The following is a 15,400-nucleotide window of genomic DNA, read 5'->3' as shown; positions in this document are numbered from 1 at the left end:
GTGACCCCGATGGTAACGATCGATCCGCCCCGCCGGGGCAAAGTAAGTGAACTTACGTTTCGGGCACCGGCGCGGTCATCGGTTCCGCGACCGTCCCTCGTTCGGGAAGAACTGCCGTCGGACACCGCCCCACCACAGACCGGTCAGCACGAAGAGGACGAGGGCGAGCACCCACAGCCAGGTCGTCCCCGTGATGAGCCCCACGAACAGGAGGACAGCGGCGAGCGCCGTCGCCCCGTAGCCGATCGCGATGCCGGGGCCGAACCGGTACTCCTGAGCCATCATGGCCGAGACGTTAGCCGAGGCCATCACCGCGCGCCGTGGATTGGCGGGGGAGAACCGGCCCACTTTCAGCGCAACTCACGTGTGGTTCCACAGGCGTTCGTAATAGGAGATCCGCCTCTCATCAGGTTCGAGTCCGTATGCCTCGATGAGGCGATGACGCCACCCCGGCCCGTAGTTCCATTCCGTGCTCGCGGCCGCGACGGCGAGATCTGCCCAGCGATCGGCGGTTCCGAGCGACCCGAGGTCGACGTGCCCGGCCGGCGTCCCGTCCGACGCCAGAATGGAGTTCGGAGCGCACGCGTCACCATGGCAGACGACGAGTCGGTCGACACTCGGAGGATCGTCGAGGTCCTCAGGGAGCGTGAGGCCGCGCGCGCGAGCCTGCTCGAGTCGTTCCTTCACGCCCCACGCCCAACCGCACTGCGCCACCGGTAGCGCGTCGTGCATCTGCCTCAGACCACGCCCCACGGCGGATACCGCCACCTCGGGCGAGCCGATCCATTCAGGGGCGACCGCGCTACGCCCGTCGAGCGCCTCGGTGACGATCCATTCGGCGTCGGCCGTCGACCCGTGGTCGAGCACGCGCGGTACGACGACGAATGCCCTCGCCCACGCCAGCTTGGCGACCTCGTCTGCCACCGAGACCTCGCGGTTCCACGGCTGCCACTTCAGGAACCGACGCGGTGGGTTGCCGGCGAGTTCGTAGGTCGTGCCACCGATTCCGTTGTGCCACACCGGAGTGATCGAGGCCCCGTCCGCGATCGCCACCACCGTCCCGGGGACCGGGTGATCCGGTACTGCGGCGGTCACGACGTCAGCCGGCGGTACCCCGCCGCACCGATTCCTCGACCAGGTCGAGGACGGCGTGGAGGTCGTCGGTGTCGCGACCCGAGGCCAGGCGTGTGATCATCCCGTCGAGGACCAGGTCGAGGTAGGCGACGATCGTCGCGGTGGGCACGTCGTCACGCAATCGGCCCGCGCTGCGCTGGCGTTCGAGGCGGGCGAGGGTGGCGGTCTCGAGATCGGCCGACCGGTCCAGCCATTCGGATCGGAACGCCGGGTCGGTGCGCAGCTTGCGGGCGATCTCCAGGCGCGTGCCGAGCCAGTCGAACTCCTCGGGGTGGTCGAGCATGTCGCGCATCACCTGCACGAGACCCTGATCGGCGGCCACGTCGGCCATCCGCTCGGCGTCCTCGTGGGCGAGCGCGAGGAAGAGCGCCTCTTTGTCGCGGAAGTGGTGGAAGATCGCGCCGCGCGAGAGCTCGGTCGCCTCCTCCAACCTCCGCACCGTCGCACCGTCGTAGCCGTACTCGGCGAAACACCTGCGCGCGCCGGCGAGGATCTCGCGACGACGGGCGGCCAGATGGTCCTCACTGACCTTCGGCACGAGACGACCCCCTGTGTCGACGGTGGTGGACAGGTACGGGTGAGACGGGAACGGGCGGATACGACACACCCGGTGGATCCGGCGTGTGCCGAACCCACCGGGCGTGGACGTACATCGAGAACCGGTCGGGTCAGTTCTTGATCATGTTGCGGAGCACGTACTGCAGGATGCCGCCGTTGCGGTAGTAGTCCGCCTCGCCGGGGGTGTCGATGCGCACGACCGCGTCGAACTCGACGGTCGAGCCGTCGGTCTTGGTCGCGACGACCTTGACCGTCGACGGGACGCCACCGTTGTTGAGCTCCTCGATACCGGTGATGTCGAAGGTCTCGGTGCCGTCGAGCTTCAGCGACCCGTGCGACTCGCCCTCGGGGAACTGCAGCGGGATGACGCCCATGCCGATGAGGTTCGAGCGGTGGATGCGCTCGAAGCTCTCGGTGATGACCGCCTTCACACCCAGCAGGCTGGTGCCCTTGGCCGCCCAGTCACGCGACGACCCGGTGCCGTACTCCTTGCCACCGAGCACCACGAGCGGGGTGCCCTGCGCGGCGTAGTTCTGCGCGGCGTCGTAGATGAACGACTGCGGGGCGTCGTCCTGGGTGAAGTCACGGGTGTATCCACCCGAGACACCGTCGAGCAGCTGGTTCTGCAACCGGATGTTGCCGAACGTCGAGCGGATCATCACCTCGTGGTTGCCGCGACGGGCACCCAGCGAGTTGTAGTCCTTGCGCTCGACACCGTTCGCGTCGAGGTACTGCGCGGCGGGGGTACCCGGCTTGATCGTCGAGGCGGGGGAGATGTGGTCGGTGGTGACCGAGTCGCCCAGCTTCGCGAGCACGCGTGCGCCCTTGATGTCGGCGACGGGAGCCGGCTCGCGCTGCATGCCGTCGAAGTACGGGGGCTTGCGCACGTAGGTGGACTTCTCGTCCCACTCGAACGTCTTGCCGTCCGGGGTGGGCAGCCCGCGCCACCGCTCGTCGCCCTTGAACACGTCGGCGTAGTCGGCCGCGTACTGCTCCGGCGAGATCGACTCGGCGATGGTCTTCTCGATCTCCTCACCCGAGGGCCAGATGTCCTTCAGGAAGACGTCGTTGCCGTCGGTGTCCTGACCCAGCGGATCGGACTCGAAGTCGAAGTCCATCGTGCCGGCGATCGCGTAGGCGATGACCAGCGGCGGGGACGCCAGGTAGTTCATCTTGACGTCCTGGTTGATGCGGCCCTCGAAGTTGCGGTTGCCCGACAGCACCGCGGTCGCGGTGAGGTCGTTCTCGTTGATCGCCTTCGAGATCTCCTCGGGCAGGGGGCCCGAGTTGCCGATGCACGTGGTGCAGCCGTAGCCGACGAGGAAGAAGCCGAGCTTCTCCAGGTACGGCCACAGGCCGGCCTTCTCGTAGTACCCGGTGACGACCTGCGAACCGGGTGCCATCGACGTCTTCACCCACGGCTTGCTGGTGAGACCCTTCTCGACCGCGTTGCGGGCGAGAAGAGCGGCACCGAGCATCACCGACGGGTTGGAGGTGTTGGTGCAGCTGGTGATCGACGCGATCGACACGATGCCGTGGTCGAGGACCATCTTGCCGCGCTCGGTGGACTCGACCAGGACCGGCGAGGACGGACGACCCTCGGCACCCTTGGCCGCGCTGGGGATGGAATCGTCCTCGGCCCACTGCAGCTTCACGGTGCCGCCCTCGGCGCCACCGCCCGATGCGGGACCGCCCTCCGACGACATCCGCGCCTTCTCGCCGTTCTTCTGCGGCTCCTTCTCACCGTCCACGTAGTTGTGGATGTCCTTGCGGAAGGCGTTCTTCGCGTCCCACAGCTCGATGCGGTCCTGCGGACGCTTCGGGCCGGCGATCGACGGGACGACGTTCGCGAGGTCGAGCTCGAGGTACTCGGAGTACACCGGCTCCTTCTCGCCGTCGTGCCACATGCCCTGCTCCTTGGCGTAGGCCTCGACGAGTGCGAGCTGCTCCTCGCTGCGACCGGTGAGACGCAGGTACTTCACCGTCTCCTCGTCGATCGGGAACATCGCGCAGGTGGAGCCGAACTCGGGGCTCATGTTGCCGATGGTGGCGCGGTTGGCCAGCGGTACCGCGGCGACACCCTTGCCGTAGAACTCGACGAACTTGCCGACGACGCCGTGCTTGCGCAGCATCTCGGTGATGGTGAGCACCACGTCGGTCGCGGTGACGCCCGGCTTGGTCTCGCCCGAGAGCTTGAAGCCGACGACGCGGGGGATGAGCATCGAGATGGGCTGGCCCAGCATGGCCGCCTCGGCCTCGATGCCGCCGACGCCCCAGCCCAGGACGCCCAGACCGTTCTCCATGGTGGTGTGCGAGTCGGTGCCGACGCAGGTGTCGGGGTAGGCCTGCCCGTTGCGGACCATGATCGAGCGGGCGAGGTGCTCGATGTTGACCTGGTGCACGATGCCGGTGCCCGGGGGGACGACCTTGAAGTCGTCGAACGCGCCCTGGCCCCAGCGGAGGAACTGGTAGCGCTCCTCGTTGCGCTGGTACTCGATGTCGACGTTGCGCTCGAAGGCCTGGGCGTTGCCGAAGGCCTCGATGATGACCGAGTGGTCGATGACCATCTCGGCGGGTGCGAGAGGGTTGACCTTGTCCGGGTCGCCGCCGAGCTCCTGCACGGCCTCACGCATGGTGGCCAGGTCGACGATGCAGGGCACTCCGGTGAAGTCCTGCATGATCACGCGCGCAGGGGTGAACTGGATCTCGACGCTCGGGTCCGCGGAGGGGTCCCATCCGGCGATCGCCTGGATGTGGTCCTTGGTGATGTTGGCGCCGTCCTCGGTACGCAGCAGGTTCTCGGCGAGGACCTTGAGGGCGTAGGGGAGTTTGTCGACGCCGTCGACCGCGCTCAGTCGGAAGATCTCGTAGGAGTTCTCACCGACCTCCAGCGTTCCCTTGGCACCGAATGAATCAATTGACGAGCTCACAGAACACTCCACTCTCGCTTCGGTCGGCTGGGCGTGGCCGACGACTTGCCGCCGGCGGGCTGGCCGACGCTGTATGCGGGGCATCGGTCACACGGACCCCGATGCGTGCCGTCAGTCTAGCAGTACGCGCGTACTGGTTGAATCGATCCCGGTGAAAACTCGGCGCGTTCGGGTGAACAGCGGGTGTGGGTGTCACCGAGCGGGTGACCCAGCGCGTCTTGATTGTGTCGTACTGTGCCTGTTGATGTGAGCCTGTTGCACCGGGCTCGACCGGTCAGCTCTGAAGGGAACGACACGCCATGGCCCCGACCTCGCTCCCGTGGCACCAGACGAGTCCGGCCCACGAAGGTCCACTGCAGACGGTGACCGGGCTGCACGCGATCGTCCCCGACGACGTCGACCTGGGTGCGATCGAGCGCGGCCTGGCCGACGACCACGTCGACGCACCGGCCGAGGACACCGCCGGTCTGCGCCAGGTCGTGACGAAGGCACAGTCGGAGGGCCACGACATGTACTTCGTGGTGCTCACCGAGGCGCAGCCGCGCTTCACCTACTACCGCGACATCGCCACGGCCCTGCAGGAGAAGACCGGCGGCACCGTCATCGTCTTCGGCCCCAACACCATCGGTTCCGCGTCCGACGACTTCAGCCGCGTCCAACTCGAGCAGGCCCAGGACAATCTGAACGTCTCGAACCCGACCGTGGGGGCCAACCAGATACTCGACCGGATGACCGATCAGACTCAGGTCCCGTGGACGGTCGTCACCGTGCTGCTCGTGGTGGTCGTTGCGCTCGGTGCCGTCGCCGCCCGGATCGTCGGACGCGGCCGTTCGGCGGGCCCGGGGACCGCATCGGCGCCGGCCACCGTGTCGACCGACGGCGGCCCCACCGACGCCAGGACCTCGACGCCCGACGCCTGACCGGGTGTCGACCTCCGCCTGATTCGTCCGTTCGCACGTATCGAATCGCGACATCTGCCGGATCACTGTCGCTTCCTGCGAAATGACACCTGTGTGATTCCCGAGATGCTCTCGTGACGAGCACCAGTTCACGGCATATCCGCAGGTAATCACCCCTTTGTAATTTGTGACTCATGTTTCACTCGGGGCGATTGTGGCGTACGGTTCGAGCTGTCATTGATGGTGTTGATGGGGAAGTTGACATCTTTCGTGACGCAAGTTCGCGGTCGTGATCGGTGTTTTCCGACTGGAGTCCGGCGCCTTCCCGGGGCGTCGGCCGGCGACCGCACGTCAGTTCTGCGAGGGAGTCATCTGTGAGGCGACGTTCCGCATCGGGCTGCCGATCACGAGTTCTGTGGTCGAGCCCGCGCCGCCCGTCACACGCTGCTCGGGATCGTCGGGGTCCCGCCGCTCACGTGTTCGGTCTGTCCGAAACGGGGGTCCGGCTGTTGTCGGCCCTCGTCCTGTCGGTTCTCGTGGCGATAGGTTTGCTGGGATCCGGGGCGGCCACCGCCGCTCCGGGGGTCGACGCGCCGCGCGGCCCCACCGGCATCGCCGCGCTCATCAACCAGATCGCCGACACCGATCAACACCTCGCCGATCTCGACAGCTCGGTGGCCCTGAAGCGTGAGTCGGTCAACCGCACCCTGGTCGACCTGCAGAACGCCCGCGACCAGGAACGGCTCGCCTCGCTCGCGGTCACGGGATCGAAGGACGCGCTGAGCCGCGCCGACGGCGCGATCGCGCAGGCGCAGAAGGGTTTCGACGACTTCGTCCGCGACCTGTACCGCCAGGGCAGCAACCAGGCGTCGATCGCCAATGTGCTGTCGGCTGCCGACCCCGGCGCTGTCCTCGACCGTGCGGGGGTGATCGATCAGCTCACCCGCGACCAGCAGGCGACGATCGAGAAGCTGAAGGTCGCCCGCAACGAGAAGGCCAACCGGGTCGCCACCGCCACCGCGACGCGTCGCCAGGCGGCGCTCGCGACATCGACCGCCGCACAACGCAAGGACGACGCGCTCGGCGCGATCGCCCAGGCCATGGCCGCGGTGAAGTCCGAGTCTGCGAAGAAGGCCTCGCTGGCCGCCGCCCGCGACGAAGCGCAGCGTCAGCTCGACGCACTGCGCGGACGTGCCGCCACCGCACCGGCCCAGAACGGAGCAGCACCGGCGCAGGCCGGAGCCGCCGCCCCGACACCCGAGGGTGTCGCAGCGGTCGTCCCCGGACGTCAGGACGCCGCCGCTCCGCTGCCCGGACGGGTCCCGGCCGCGGCCGATCCATTGCAGGCCGCCATCGCCACCGCCGCGCAGTCGGCGTTCCAGGTGGCCGCACAGGCGGCGGCGAAGCTCGCCGTCGACGCCGCGCAGCAGGTCCTCGCCTCGGTCGTCGCATCGATCCAACGCCCGCACACCGACCTCGACGGGACGAATCAGGGCACCACGGCCTCGCCCGGTACCGGAGGGGCGACCTCGATCACCCCCGGTGTCACCGGACCGGCCGCCGTCGAGATCGTCGTCAACCGTGCGCTGTCACAGCTCGGCGTCACCTACGCCTGGGGTGGTGGCAACGCGAACGGACCCACCAAGGGCATCCGTGACGGCGGTGTCGCCGACAGCTACGGCGACTACAACAAGAGCGGTTTCGACTGCTCGGGCCTCATGATCTACGCCTTCGCCGGCATCGGGATCTCGCTGCCCCACTACACCGGCTACCAGTACACGTCGGGCCCGAAGTTCCCGCTCTCGCAGATGCAGCGCGGCGACATGATCTTCTACGGCCCCAACGCCAGCCAGCACGTCGCGCTCTACCTCGGCAACAACCAGATGGTGGAGGCGCCGCAGTCGGGCAGCGTCGTCAAGATCTCGCCGCTGCGCACCAGCGGGGCGATGCCGTCGGTGGTCCGACTCACCGGATAGCACCTCCCTCGCACGTGTGGTGGCCGGGTCCCGCTCGCGGGTACGGCTACTCTCGGTGAGGTCAGACTCGACGCACCGGCGGCAATCGGAGGATCTCGCGTGGCGCAAACGCACGACGGCAGTGATCGGCAGAGCGGGAACGGGAGCGGCTCAGCCCTCACCGAGTCCGACGTGAAGCTGCTCGAGCGCACGATGTTCGAGGTCAAGCGCGTCATCGTCGGTCAGGATCAGCTCATCGAGCGGATCCTCGTCGGCCTGCTCGCCCGGGGACACATCCTGCTCGAGGGTGTTCCCGGCGTCGCCAAGACCCTTGCCGTCGAGACCTTCGCCCGCGTGATCGGCGGCAGCTTCTCCCGCGTCCAGTTCACACCGGACCTCGTGCCGACCGACCTCATCGGTACCCGCATCTACCGGCAGGGCAAGGAGGAGTTCGACACCGAACTCGGCCCGGTGGTCGCGAACTTCCTGCTCGCCGACGAGATCAACCGCGCCCCGGCGAAGGTGCAGTCGGCGCTGCTCGAGGTCATGGCCGAGCGCCACCTGTCCATCGGCGGCGTCACCTACCCCATGCCCGATCCGTTCCTGGTGATGGCGACCCAGAACCCGATCGAGAACGAGGGCGTCTACCCGCTCCCCGAGGCGCAGCGCGACCGGTTCCTGTTCAAGGTCCTCGTCGACTACCCCTCGGTCGAGGAGGAGCGCGAGATCGTCTACCGGATGGGCAACGTGCCCCCGAGCGCGAACCCCGTCCTCGATCCCGAGTCGACCGTGCGACTGCAGCGCGTCGCCGCCAACGTGTTCGTCCACCACGCCCTCGTCGACTACGTCGTCCGTGTCATCACCGCCACCCGCCGCCCGGAGACCGTCGGACTGACCGACGTCGCGAACTGGCTGTCGTACGGCGCCTCGCCGCGCGCCACGCTGGGCATCGTCGCCGCCGCGCGCGCCCTGGCGCTGGTGCGGGGCCGCGACTACGTCATCCCGCAGGATGTCGTCGAGATCATCCCCGACGTCCTGCGCCACCGACTCGTCCTGAGCTACGACGCCCTCGCCGACGAAGTCGACGCAGATCAGGTGATCGCCCGGGTGCTGCAGACCGTCGGGCTGCCGCAGGTGTCGGCGCAGCCGGCCGGCCCCGGACCGGTTGCCGGACAGATGAATCCGCGTCAGCAGGGTCAGCCGGTGCCCGCGCAGGCCGTCGGCAACCCCGTACAGCATCAGGCCCCGCCCGGACCGGCCCCGTACGGTCAGCAGGATCCGCGGGCCACCGGTGGGTACCCGGCGCCGACCCACGGTCGCACCGACGCCGCCGATGGCCGACGCTGACCGTCTGCCGTCGTTCGGCGCGGGCACTCTCGACGACCCGACCCTGACCGCGGCTCTGAAGACCCTCGAGATCACTGTCCGACGCAAGCTCGACGGGGTGCTGCAGGGCGATCATCTCGGGTTGATCCCCGGCCCGGGGTCCGAGCCCGGCGAGGCGCGGATGTATCAGCCCGGCGACGACGTCCGGCGGATGGACTGGTCGGTCACCGCGCGGACCACCCACGCCCACGTCCGGCAGATGGTCGCCGACCGCGAACTCGAGACCTGGCTGGTCGTCGACATGTCGGCGAGTCTCGATTTCGGCACGGTCAACGGCACCAAACGCGATCTCGCCGTCGCGGCCTGCTCGGCGATCACCCACCTCACGCTGGGGGGCGGCAACCGCATCGGCGCGATCGTCGCCACCGGCGATCAGATCGTGCGCATCCCGGCACGGGGCGGCAGAGCGCATGCGCTCAACCTCCTCAAGACCATCGCGACGACCCACCGCGCCTCCGACGGCGTGCGCGGTGATCTCGACGCCGCGATCGAGGCCCTGCGCCGCCCCGAGAGGCGTCGTGGGTTGGCCGTCGTCGTCAGCGACTTCCTCGGACCGATCGACTGGTCCCGACCGCTGCGCGCCGTCGGCGGCCACCACGAGGTGCTGGGCGTGGAGGTCCTCGACCCGCGTGACATGGAACTGCCCGACGTCGGTGAGATCGTGCTGCGGGACGCCGAGAGCGGCCAGGTGCGTGAGCTGACGGTCACCGACAGGATCCGCGAGGACTTCGCCCGCGCGGCGCGCGCCCACTCCGACGAGGTCCATCGCACGTTGCGCACCTGCGGCGCACCGACTCTCGCACTGCGCACCGACCGCGACTGGATCGCGGACGTGGTCCGGTTCGTGGTGCGACGCCGCCGCGGCCTCGGCGCCGGGACGGGGCGCTGACATGGTCGATCTCGCCACCCCGTGGTGGTTGCTGCTCGCGCTGGTCGTGGTCGCACTCGCCGGCGGCTACGTCTACATGCAGCGACGACGACACAGTCGCGCCATCCGTTTCGCCAACCTCGACCTTCTCGACTCGGTGGTGCCGCCGCAGCGCAACCGCCTGCGGCACGCACCGATAGCGGTGCTGCTCGTCGGGCTGCTCCTGCTCACCATCGCGCTCGCCGGGCCACAGGCCGACCGCAAGATCCCCCGTAACAAGGCGACGGTGATCCTCGTGATCGACGTGTCGCGGTCGATGAACGCCACCGACGTCGCGCCGACACGCATCGAGGCCGCCCAGCAGGCGGCGAAGAAGTTCGCCGACGACCTCACCGACGGCATCAACCTCGGGCTCATCTCCTATGCGGGCACCGCGGCCACGCTGGTCTCGCCGACACCGGACCACAACGCCACCAAGGAAGCGGTCGACAAGCTGCAGCTCGCCGACAAGACGGCGACCGGCGAGGGCATCTTCGCCGCGATCCAGCAGATCAAGACCCTCAACGCCGTCCTCGGTGGCGACACCGGCGCACCGCCGGCCAGGATCGTCCTCGAGTCCGACGGCAAGGAGACCGTGCCCGACGACCCCGACGACCCGCGCGGGGCCTTCACCGCGGCCCGCAAGGCCAAGGAGGAGAAGATCCCGGTCAACACCATCTCCTTCGGAACCCGGACCGGCACCGTCGATCTCGAGGGCGACCGCATCCCGGTGCCCGTCGACGACGACTCGCTCAACCGCATCGCGAACCTCTCCGGCGGCGAGTTCTTCACCGCGTCGAGTCTCGACGAGCTGACCAGCGTCTACGACACCCTGCAGCAGCAGATCGGCTTCGAGACCCGACGCGGCGACAACTCGCGGCCGTGGGTCATCGCGGGCACGATCCTCGTGCTGATCGCCGCGATCGGTGCGATCGCGATGAACCGGCGCCTGCCGTGAGCACGGAGTCCGCGCGCCGGTTGTCCGTCGCCTGCGCCCGCCCGATAGGTTGACCGTCATGGCAGACACCTCCACCACGACAGAGACTGCGACGACCTCGACCGAGACGACCGCCACGGGGAATCCCTCCGCCGGACCGGAGAAGGTCTCCCGTTCGGTCCTCGTCACCGGCGGGAACCGGGGCATCGGACTGGCGATCGCCCAGCGCCTGGCCGCCGACGGCCACAAGGTCGCCGTCACCCACCGCGGCTCGGGAGCGCCCGACGGCCTCTTCGGCGTCGTGTGCGACGTGACCGACGCCGACTCGATCACCGCGGCGTTCGCCGAGGTCGAGAAGCACCAGGGACCGGTGGAGGTGCTGGTGTCGAACGCCGGCGTCACCGACGACACCCTGCTGATGCGGATGAGCGAGGAGCAGTTCTCGAAGGTCATCGACGCCAACCTCACCGGCTCGTTCCGGGTGGCGAAGGCGGCGTGTCGGTCGATGCTGCGCAAGCGATTCGGACGGTTCATCTTCATCGGCTCGGTGGTCGCGACCATGGGGACGCCGGGACAGATCAACTACGCGTCGTCGAAGGCAGGCCTCATCGGCATGGCGCGATCGCTCACCCGCGAGCTCGGTTCGCGGTCGATCACCGCCAACGTCGTCGCGCCGGGCTTCATCGACACCGACATGACCGCCGAGCTGCCGCAGGAGTACCAGGATCAGGCCCTCAAGCTGATCCCGGCACAGCGGATGGGCCGTACCGACGAGGTCGCGGCCGTGGTCAGCTGGCTCGCCTCCGACGACTCCTCGTATGTCTCCGGCGCCGTCATCCCGGTCGACGGCGGCCTCGGCATGGGGCACTGAACGCCGACATCAGCACCACCGAAACACTTTTCATCGCATCCGACGACCTAGGAGTTCACACGTGAGCGGACTGCTCGAGGGCAAGACCATCCTGATCACCGGCATCATCACCGACTCGTCGATCGCCTTCCACGCCGCGGCCATGGCGCAGGGGCAGGGCGCGAAGGTGATCATCACCGGCATCCCCCAGCGCCTGCGCCTCATCGACCGCATCGCCAAGCGGCTCCCGCAGGAGGTGCCGCCGGCCATCGGTCTCGACGTCACCGACGAGGAGAACCTGGGCGAGCTCGCCGACAAGGTCCGCGAACTCGCACCCGAGGGTGTCGACGGTGTCCTGCACTCGATCGCCATGGCGCCCAAGAATCTCATGGGTCCCGACGCCGTGCCGTTCCTCGACGCCCCCGGCCCCGATGCCGCGAAGTCCTTCGAGATCTCGGCGTGGAGCTACGCGTCGCTCGCACGCGCGGTCCTGCCGGTGATGAACGAGGGCGGGTCGATCGTCGGGATGGACTTCGATCCCCGTACGGCCATGCCGTATTACAACTGGATGGGTGTCGCGAAGGCCGCGCTCGAGGCGGTCAACCGGTACGTGGCGCGAGAGGTGGGCGAGGCCAAGCGCATCCGGTCGAACCTCGTCGCCGCCGGACCCATCAAGACCCTGGCCGCCAAGGCGATCGCGGGTACCGCGACCGACGACGCCAAGCAGCTCAACATGCTCAACGAGTACTGGGACGGCGCGTCGCCCATCGGCTGGAACGTCGACGACCCGACGGTGGTCGCGAAGTCGATCTGTGCACTTCTCTCGGACTGGTTGCCGGGTACCACCGGGTCGATCGTCTACGTCGACGGCGGTGCGAGCCACAACACCTGGTTCCCCGAGGGTTTCACCGGTTCATGACCGCCGCAGCCGGCACGCCGTTCGACGCCGTCCTCCTGCTGTCGTTCGGCGGGCCCGACGGTCCCGATGACGTCCGACCGTTCCTGGAGAACGTCACCCGGGGCCGCGGGGTGCCGCCCGAGCGACTCGACGCGGTGGCCGAGCACTACTTCCACTTCGGTGGCGTGTCACCGATCAACGCGCTCAACCTCGACATCATCGACCGTCTGCGGGCCGCGCTGGTTGCGGCGCAGATCGATCTGCCGGTGTTCTTCGGCAACCGCAACTGGCACCCGATGGTGGAGGACACTGTCGCCGACCTCTACGCCGCGGGCCACCGGAACGTGCTGGTGTTCCCGACGTCGGCGTGGGGTGGGTACTCGGGCTGCGCTCAGTACCACGAGGACATCGCACGGGCACTCGAGTCGCTGGCCGCCGCGACACCGGGGCTGGACGACGACCCGATCACGCTGCGCAAGCTCCCGCACTACTGGGACCGACCGGAGATGACGAGCGCGTTCGCCGACGCCATCACCGACGCCCGCACCCGACTGCCCGCCGCGGTCCGCGACGATGCGCGCCTGGTGTTCACCGCCCACTCGATCCCGGTGGCCGCCGATGTCGCCGCCGGTCCGCCGGAGCTCGGTGGACACCTCTACAGCCGTCAGGTCACCGCCGCATCGGAGAAGGCCGCCGCCGCAGCCGGTTTCGCCGCACACGACGTCGTGTGGCAGTCCCGCTCGGGTCCGCCGCAGATCCCGTGGCTCGAACCCGACATCTGCGATCACCTCGAGGCGATCGCGGCCGACGGCGCCGCGGCCGCGATCGTGTGCCCGATCGGCTTCGTCTCCGACCACCTCGAGGTGGTGTGGGATCTCGACACCGAGGCGGTCGAGACGGCCGGCGAGGTCGGGATCGCCCTCGCGCGTGCGGGCACCGTCGGGACCGACGACCGCTACATCGACATGATCGTCACGCTTATCTCCGACCAGCTCGAGGGACAGACCACCGACGCCGCTGGACTCGGGTGCACCGACAACGGGGCGCGCTGTGCCGTCGGATGCTGTGCGTCGCAGCGACCGTCACGACCGAGCTGAGGTACTCGGGGTGGTCGGCGACACGTCAGTGCGGTGAGCGCTCCAGCTCCGCGATGATCGTGTTGACCGCGGTCATCCGGGCCACCCGGGTCAGCGACCGCAGGCGTTCGAGGGCGGCGTCCACGCTCTCCTGACTGCCGGCGGTCATGCCCACCGCGGGCGTTCGCTCGCCGACGAGGGTGACGATGGCCGCGACCTGGGTCGCCTGGTCCATCACGCGCATGATGCGGTCACCCGCCTCCGGGGGCAGTTCCACCCGGTCGACATCGACGAGCGTCGTCAGACGGGTCCGCAGATCGCTCGCCGACCGTGACCCCGGGTCGATGGTGTCGAGGGTCGCGAACAGTTCCGCCGCGTCGCGAACCGCCTGCCGCAGCTCGTATTCGACGTCTCCGAGACTCTCCACGGGGCCGCTGCGCACCTCGCCGAGATGGTGCGCGGTCCACGAGAGCGACCCGGGCGCCACCGCCCGCACGACGATGCCGACGGCCTCGTCGCCGACACCGGTCCACAGGACCAGGACCGCGCGCGCCTCGAGGGCCACCGCCAGGGCATCGGGGGCGGTGATCCCACACGTGTCGCCGGCCGCCGGCATGAGCAGGCGGATCCGATCGGCGGTACGGATCGCCCGCAGGAGGGCCCCGGTGCCCGACTCGGCCGCTCCCACGCCGATGGTGGCCGCCGCGTCGGCATCGGCAGCGGCGACCCGGTGACCGGGGGCGACGTCGGCCAGGGTGTCGACGATGTCGTCGGGGGAGCGGCGGCCGCGGCGCCACAGGGCGCCGGACGTGGCGAGGCCGGTCAGCGCCCGCAGGCTGCCGACCCGGGGATCGTGGGTGGTGTCGGTCATCCCCGCCACGATAGCGCTCGGCGGCGACACCGGTCGCGCCGAAGCCGCGCCCGGATACGGCCCGCTCCCGGCGTGGCACGACCCATTCCGGGGGCGGGAAATCTAGCGTCGACGAGTGCACAGCAACGCTTCCGGGGACCGCTACGGGTCCGACGTCCTCGCCGGGGGACGCAATCGCCGGCCGGCGATTCCCACCGTGGCCGCCGAGAGGGATCTCGTCGTGGAGGACGCGGCGACCGGCTTCTGCGGGGCCATCGTCGGGATCGAACGCGGCAACGACGTCGACCACGTGCGCCTCGAGGACCGCGGTGGGCGGACCCGCCTGTTCGGCATGTGGCCCGCGGCCTTCCTCATCGACGGCGCCCCGGTCACGCTCACCCGCCCGACGGTCGCGGCGCCGACCACCCGGGCGCGGACCGCGTCGGGGTCGGTCGCCGCCCCCACACAGCGGGCCCGCACCGCCCGGGCGAGCCGCCTGTTCGTCGAAGGTGTGCACGACGCGGCGCTCGTCGAACGGATCTGGGGCGACGACCTGCGCGCCGAGGGGATCGTCGTGGTCAGCCTCGACGGCCTCGACAACCTCGACGACGTCCTCGCCGAGTTCGGCCCGGCACCGCACCGCCGCGCCGGGGTGCTCGTCGACCACCTCGTCGCGCACTCCAAGGAGAGCCGACTCACCCGGAGCGTCGGACCGCACGTCCTGGTGTGCGGTCACCCGTTCATCGACGTGTGGGAGGCGGTCAAACCCGAACGCCTGCGCATCGAGTCGTGGCCGTCGGTGCCCCGGTCGGAGGAGTGGAAAGCCGGTGTCTGCGCCCGACTGGGTTGGGGGACACCGCAGGACGGGTGGCGTCGGGTCTACGCCGCGGTCCGTGACTTCCGCGACGTCCGGGTGGAGTTGCTGCGCAGCGTCGAGGAACTCATCGACTTCGTCACCGCGATCCCCGAGTAGATCGCACCTCCGGCGGGCAGGGGGGCGGATCTGCGATCCGGCGGCTC

14 protein-coding genes are annotated in these 15,400 nt (G+C 69.2%); 9 read left to right on the top strand and 5 right to left on the bottom strand.

What is annotated here, in order from left to right; all coding sequences use genetic code 11:
* Nucleotides 1-75: 75 nt before the first annotated feature.
* The 4 genes from ASG12_RS09465 to ASG12_RS09450 form a co-directional block, all read right to left on the bottom strand.
* Nucleotides 76-285 (bottom strand): hypothetical protein, encoded by a 210-nt coding sequence (locus tag ASG12_RS09465; protein WP_055788558.1) that lies wholly within the window; start codon nt 283-285, stop codon nt 76-78.
* Nucleotides 286-360: 75 nt separating this feature from the next.
* Entirely contained in the window at nt 361-1,095 is a 735-nt protein-coding gene (locus tag ASG12_RS09460) for an aminoglycoside 3'-phosphotransferase (RefSeq protein WP_055788555.1), read from the bottom strand.
* Nucleotides 1,096-1,099: 4 nt separating this feature from the next.
* The gene (locus ASG12_RS09455) at nt 1,100-1,672 is read right to left on the bottom strand and encodes a TetR/AcrR family transcriptional regulator (RefSeq protein WP_055788552.1); all 573 of its coding nucleotides are present in this window, start codon (nt 1,670-1,672) and stop codon (nt 1,100-1,102) included.
* 130 nt (nt 1,673-1,802) lie between these two features.
* Nucleotides 1,803-4,622, bottom strand: a complete 2,820-nt coding sequence (locus ASG12_RS09450; protein ID WP_055788549.1) for an aconitate hydratase — start codon at nt 4,620-4,622, stop codon at nt 1,803-1,805.
* A 299-nt stretch (nt 4,623-4,921) separates the two neighbouring features.
* Between ASG12_RS09450 and ASG12_RS09445 the strand changes: the two genes are divergently transcribed.
* From ASG12_RS09445 to ASG12_RS09410, 8 genes are all read left to right on the top strand, one after another.
* Nucleotides 4,922-5,542, top strand: a complete 621-nt coding sequence (locus tag ASG12_RS09445) for an Rv1476 family membrane protein (RefSeq protein ID WP_055788546.1) — start codon at nt 4,922-4,924, stop codon at nt 5,540-5,542.
* Between the two features lie 488 nt (nt 5,543-6,030).
* Nucleotides 6,031-7,497 (top strand): NlpC/P60 family protein, encoded by a 1,467-nt coding sequence (locus ASG12_RS09440; RefSeq protein ID WP_235456465.1) that lies wholly within the window; start codon nt 6,031-6,033, stop codon nt 7,495-7,497.
* Between the two features lie 99 nt (nt 7,498-7,596).
* Nucleotides 7,597-8,823, top strand: coding sequence for an AAA family ATPase (locus ASG12_RS09435; RefSeq protein ID WP_156378045.1), 1,227 nt, complete (start codon nt 7,597-7,599; stop codon nt 8,821-8,823).
* A complete protein-coding gene (locus tag ASG12_RS09430; protein WP_055788540.1) occupies nt 8,810-9,751 on the top strand; it encodes a DUF58 domain-containing protein in 942 nt (313 codons plus the stop codon). Before ASG12_RS09435 ends, ASG12_RS09430 begins: the two co-directional genes overlap by 14 nt.
* Before the next feature lies 1 nt (nt 9,752).
* Complete coding sequence (locus ASG12_RS09425; RefSeq protein WP_055788537.1) at nt 9,753-10,727, top strand: VWA domain-containing protein; 975 nt, start codon at nt 9,753-9,755, stop codon at nt 10,725-10,727.
* Nucleotides 10,728-10,785: 58 nt separating this feature from the next.
* On the top strand, nt 10,786-11,577 hold the full coding sequence (fabG1, locus tag ASG12_RS09420) for a 3-oxoacyl-ACP reductase FabG1 (protein WP_082501827.1): 792 nt from the start codon (nt 10,786-10,788) through the stop codon (nt 11,575-11,577).
* Between the two features lie 61 nt (nt 11,578-11,638).
* A complete protein-coding gene (gene inhA / locus ASG12_RS09415) occupies nt 11,639-12,475 on the top strand; it encodes an NADH-dependent enoyl-ACP reductase InhA (RefSeq protein ID WP_055788534.1) in 837 nt (278 codons plus the stop codon).
* A complete protein-coding gene (locus ASG12_RS09410; protein ID WP_055788531.1) occupies nt 12,472-13,551 on the top strand; it encodes a ferrochelatase in 1,080 nt (359 codons plus the stop codon). Before inhA ends, ASG12_RS09410 begins: the two co-directional genes overlap by 4 nt.
* 25 nt (nt 13,552-13,576) lie before the next feature.
* Here ASG12_RS09410 and ASG12_RS09405 read toward each other — a convergent pair whose 3' ends face one another.
* A complete protein-coding gene (locus ASG12_RS09405; RefSeq protein ID WP_052688846.1) occupies nt 13,577-14,401 on the bottom strand; it encodes a hypothetical protein in 825 nt (274 codons plus the stop codon).
* 115 nt (nt 14,402-14,516) lie between these two features.
* On the opposite strand from ASG12_RS09405, the gene ASG12_RS09400 reads away from it, so the two are divergent.
* Nucleotides 14,517-15,353, top strand: coding sequence for a DUF3097 domain-containing protein (locus ASG12_RS09400; RefSeq protein WP_055788528.1), 837 nt, complete (start codon nt 14,517-14,519; stop codon nt 15,351-15,353).
* Nucleotides 15,354-15,400 lie beyond the last annotated feature (47 nt).

Origin of the sequence: Williamsia sp. Leaf354 (assembly GCF_001424365.1) — a bacterium.
GTDB lineage: Bacteria > Actinomycetota > Actinomycetes > Mycobacteriales > Mycobacteriaceae > Williamsia_A.
This window is presented reverse-complemented; position numbering and strand designations above follow the sequence as displayed.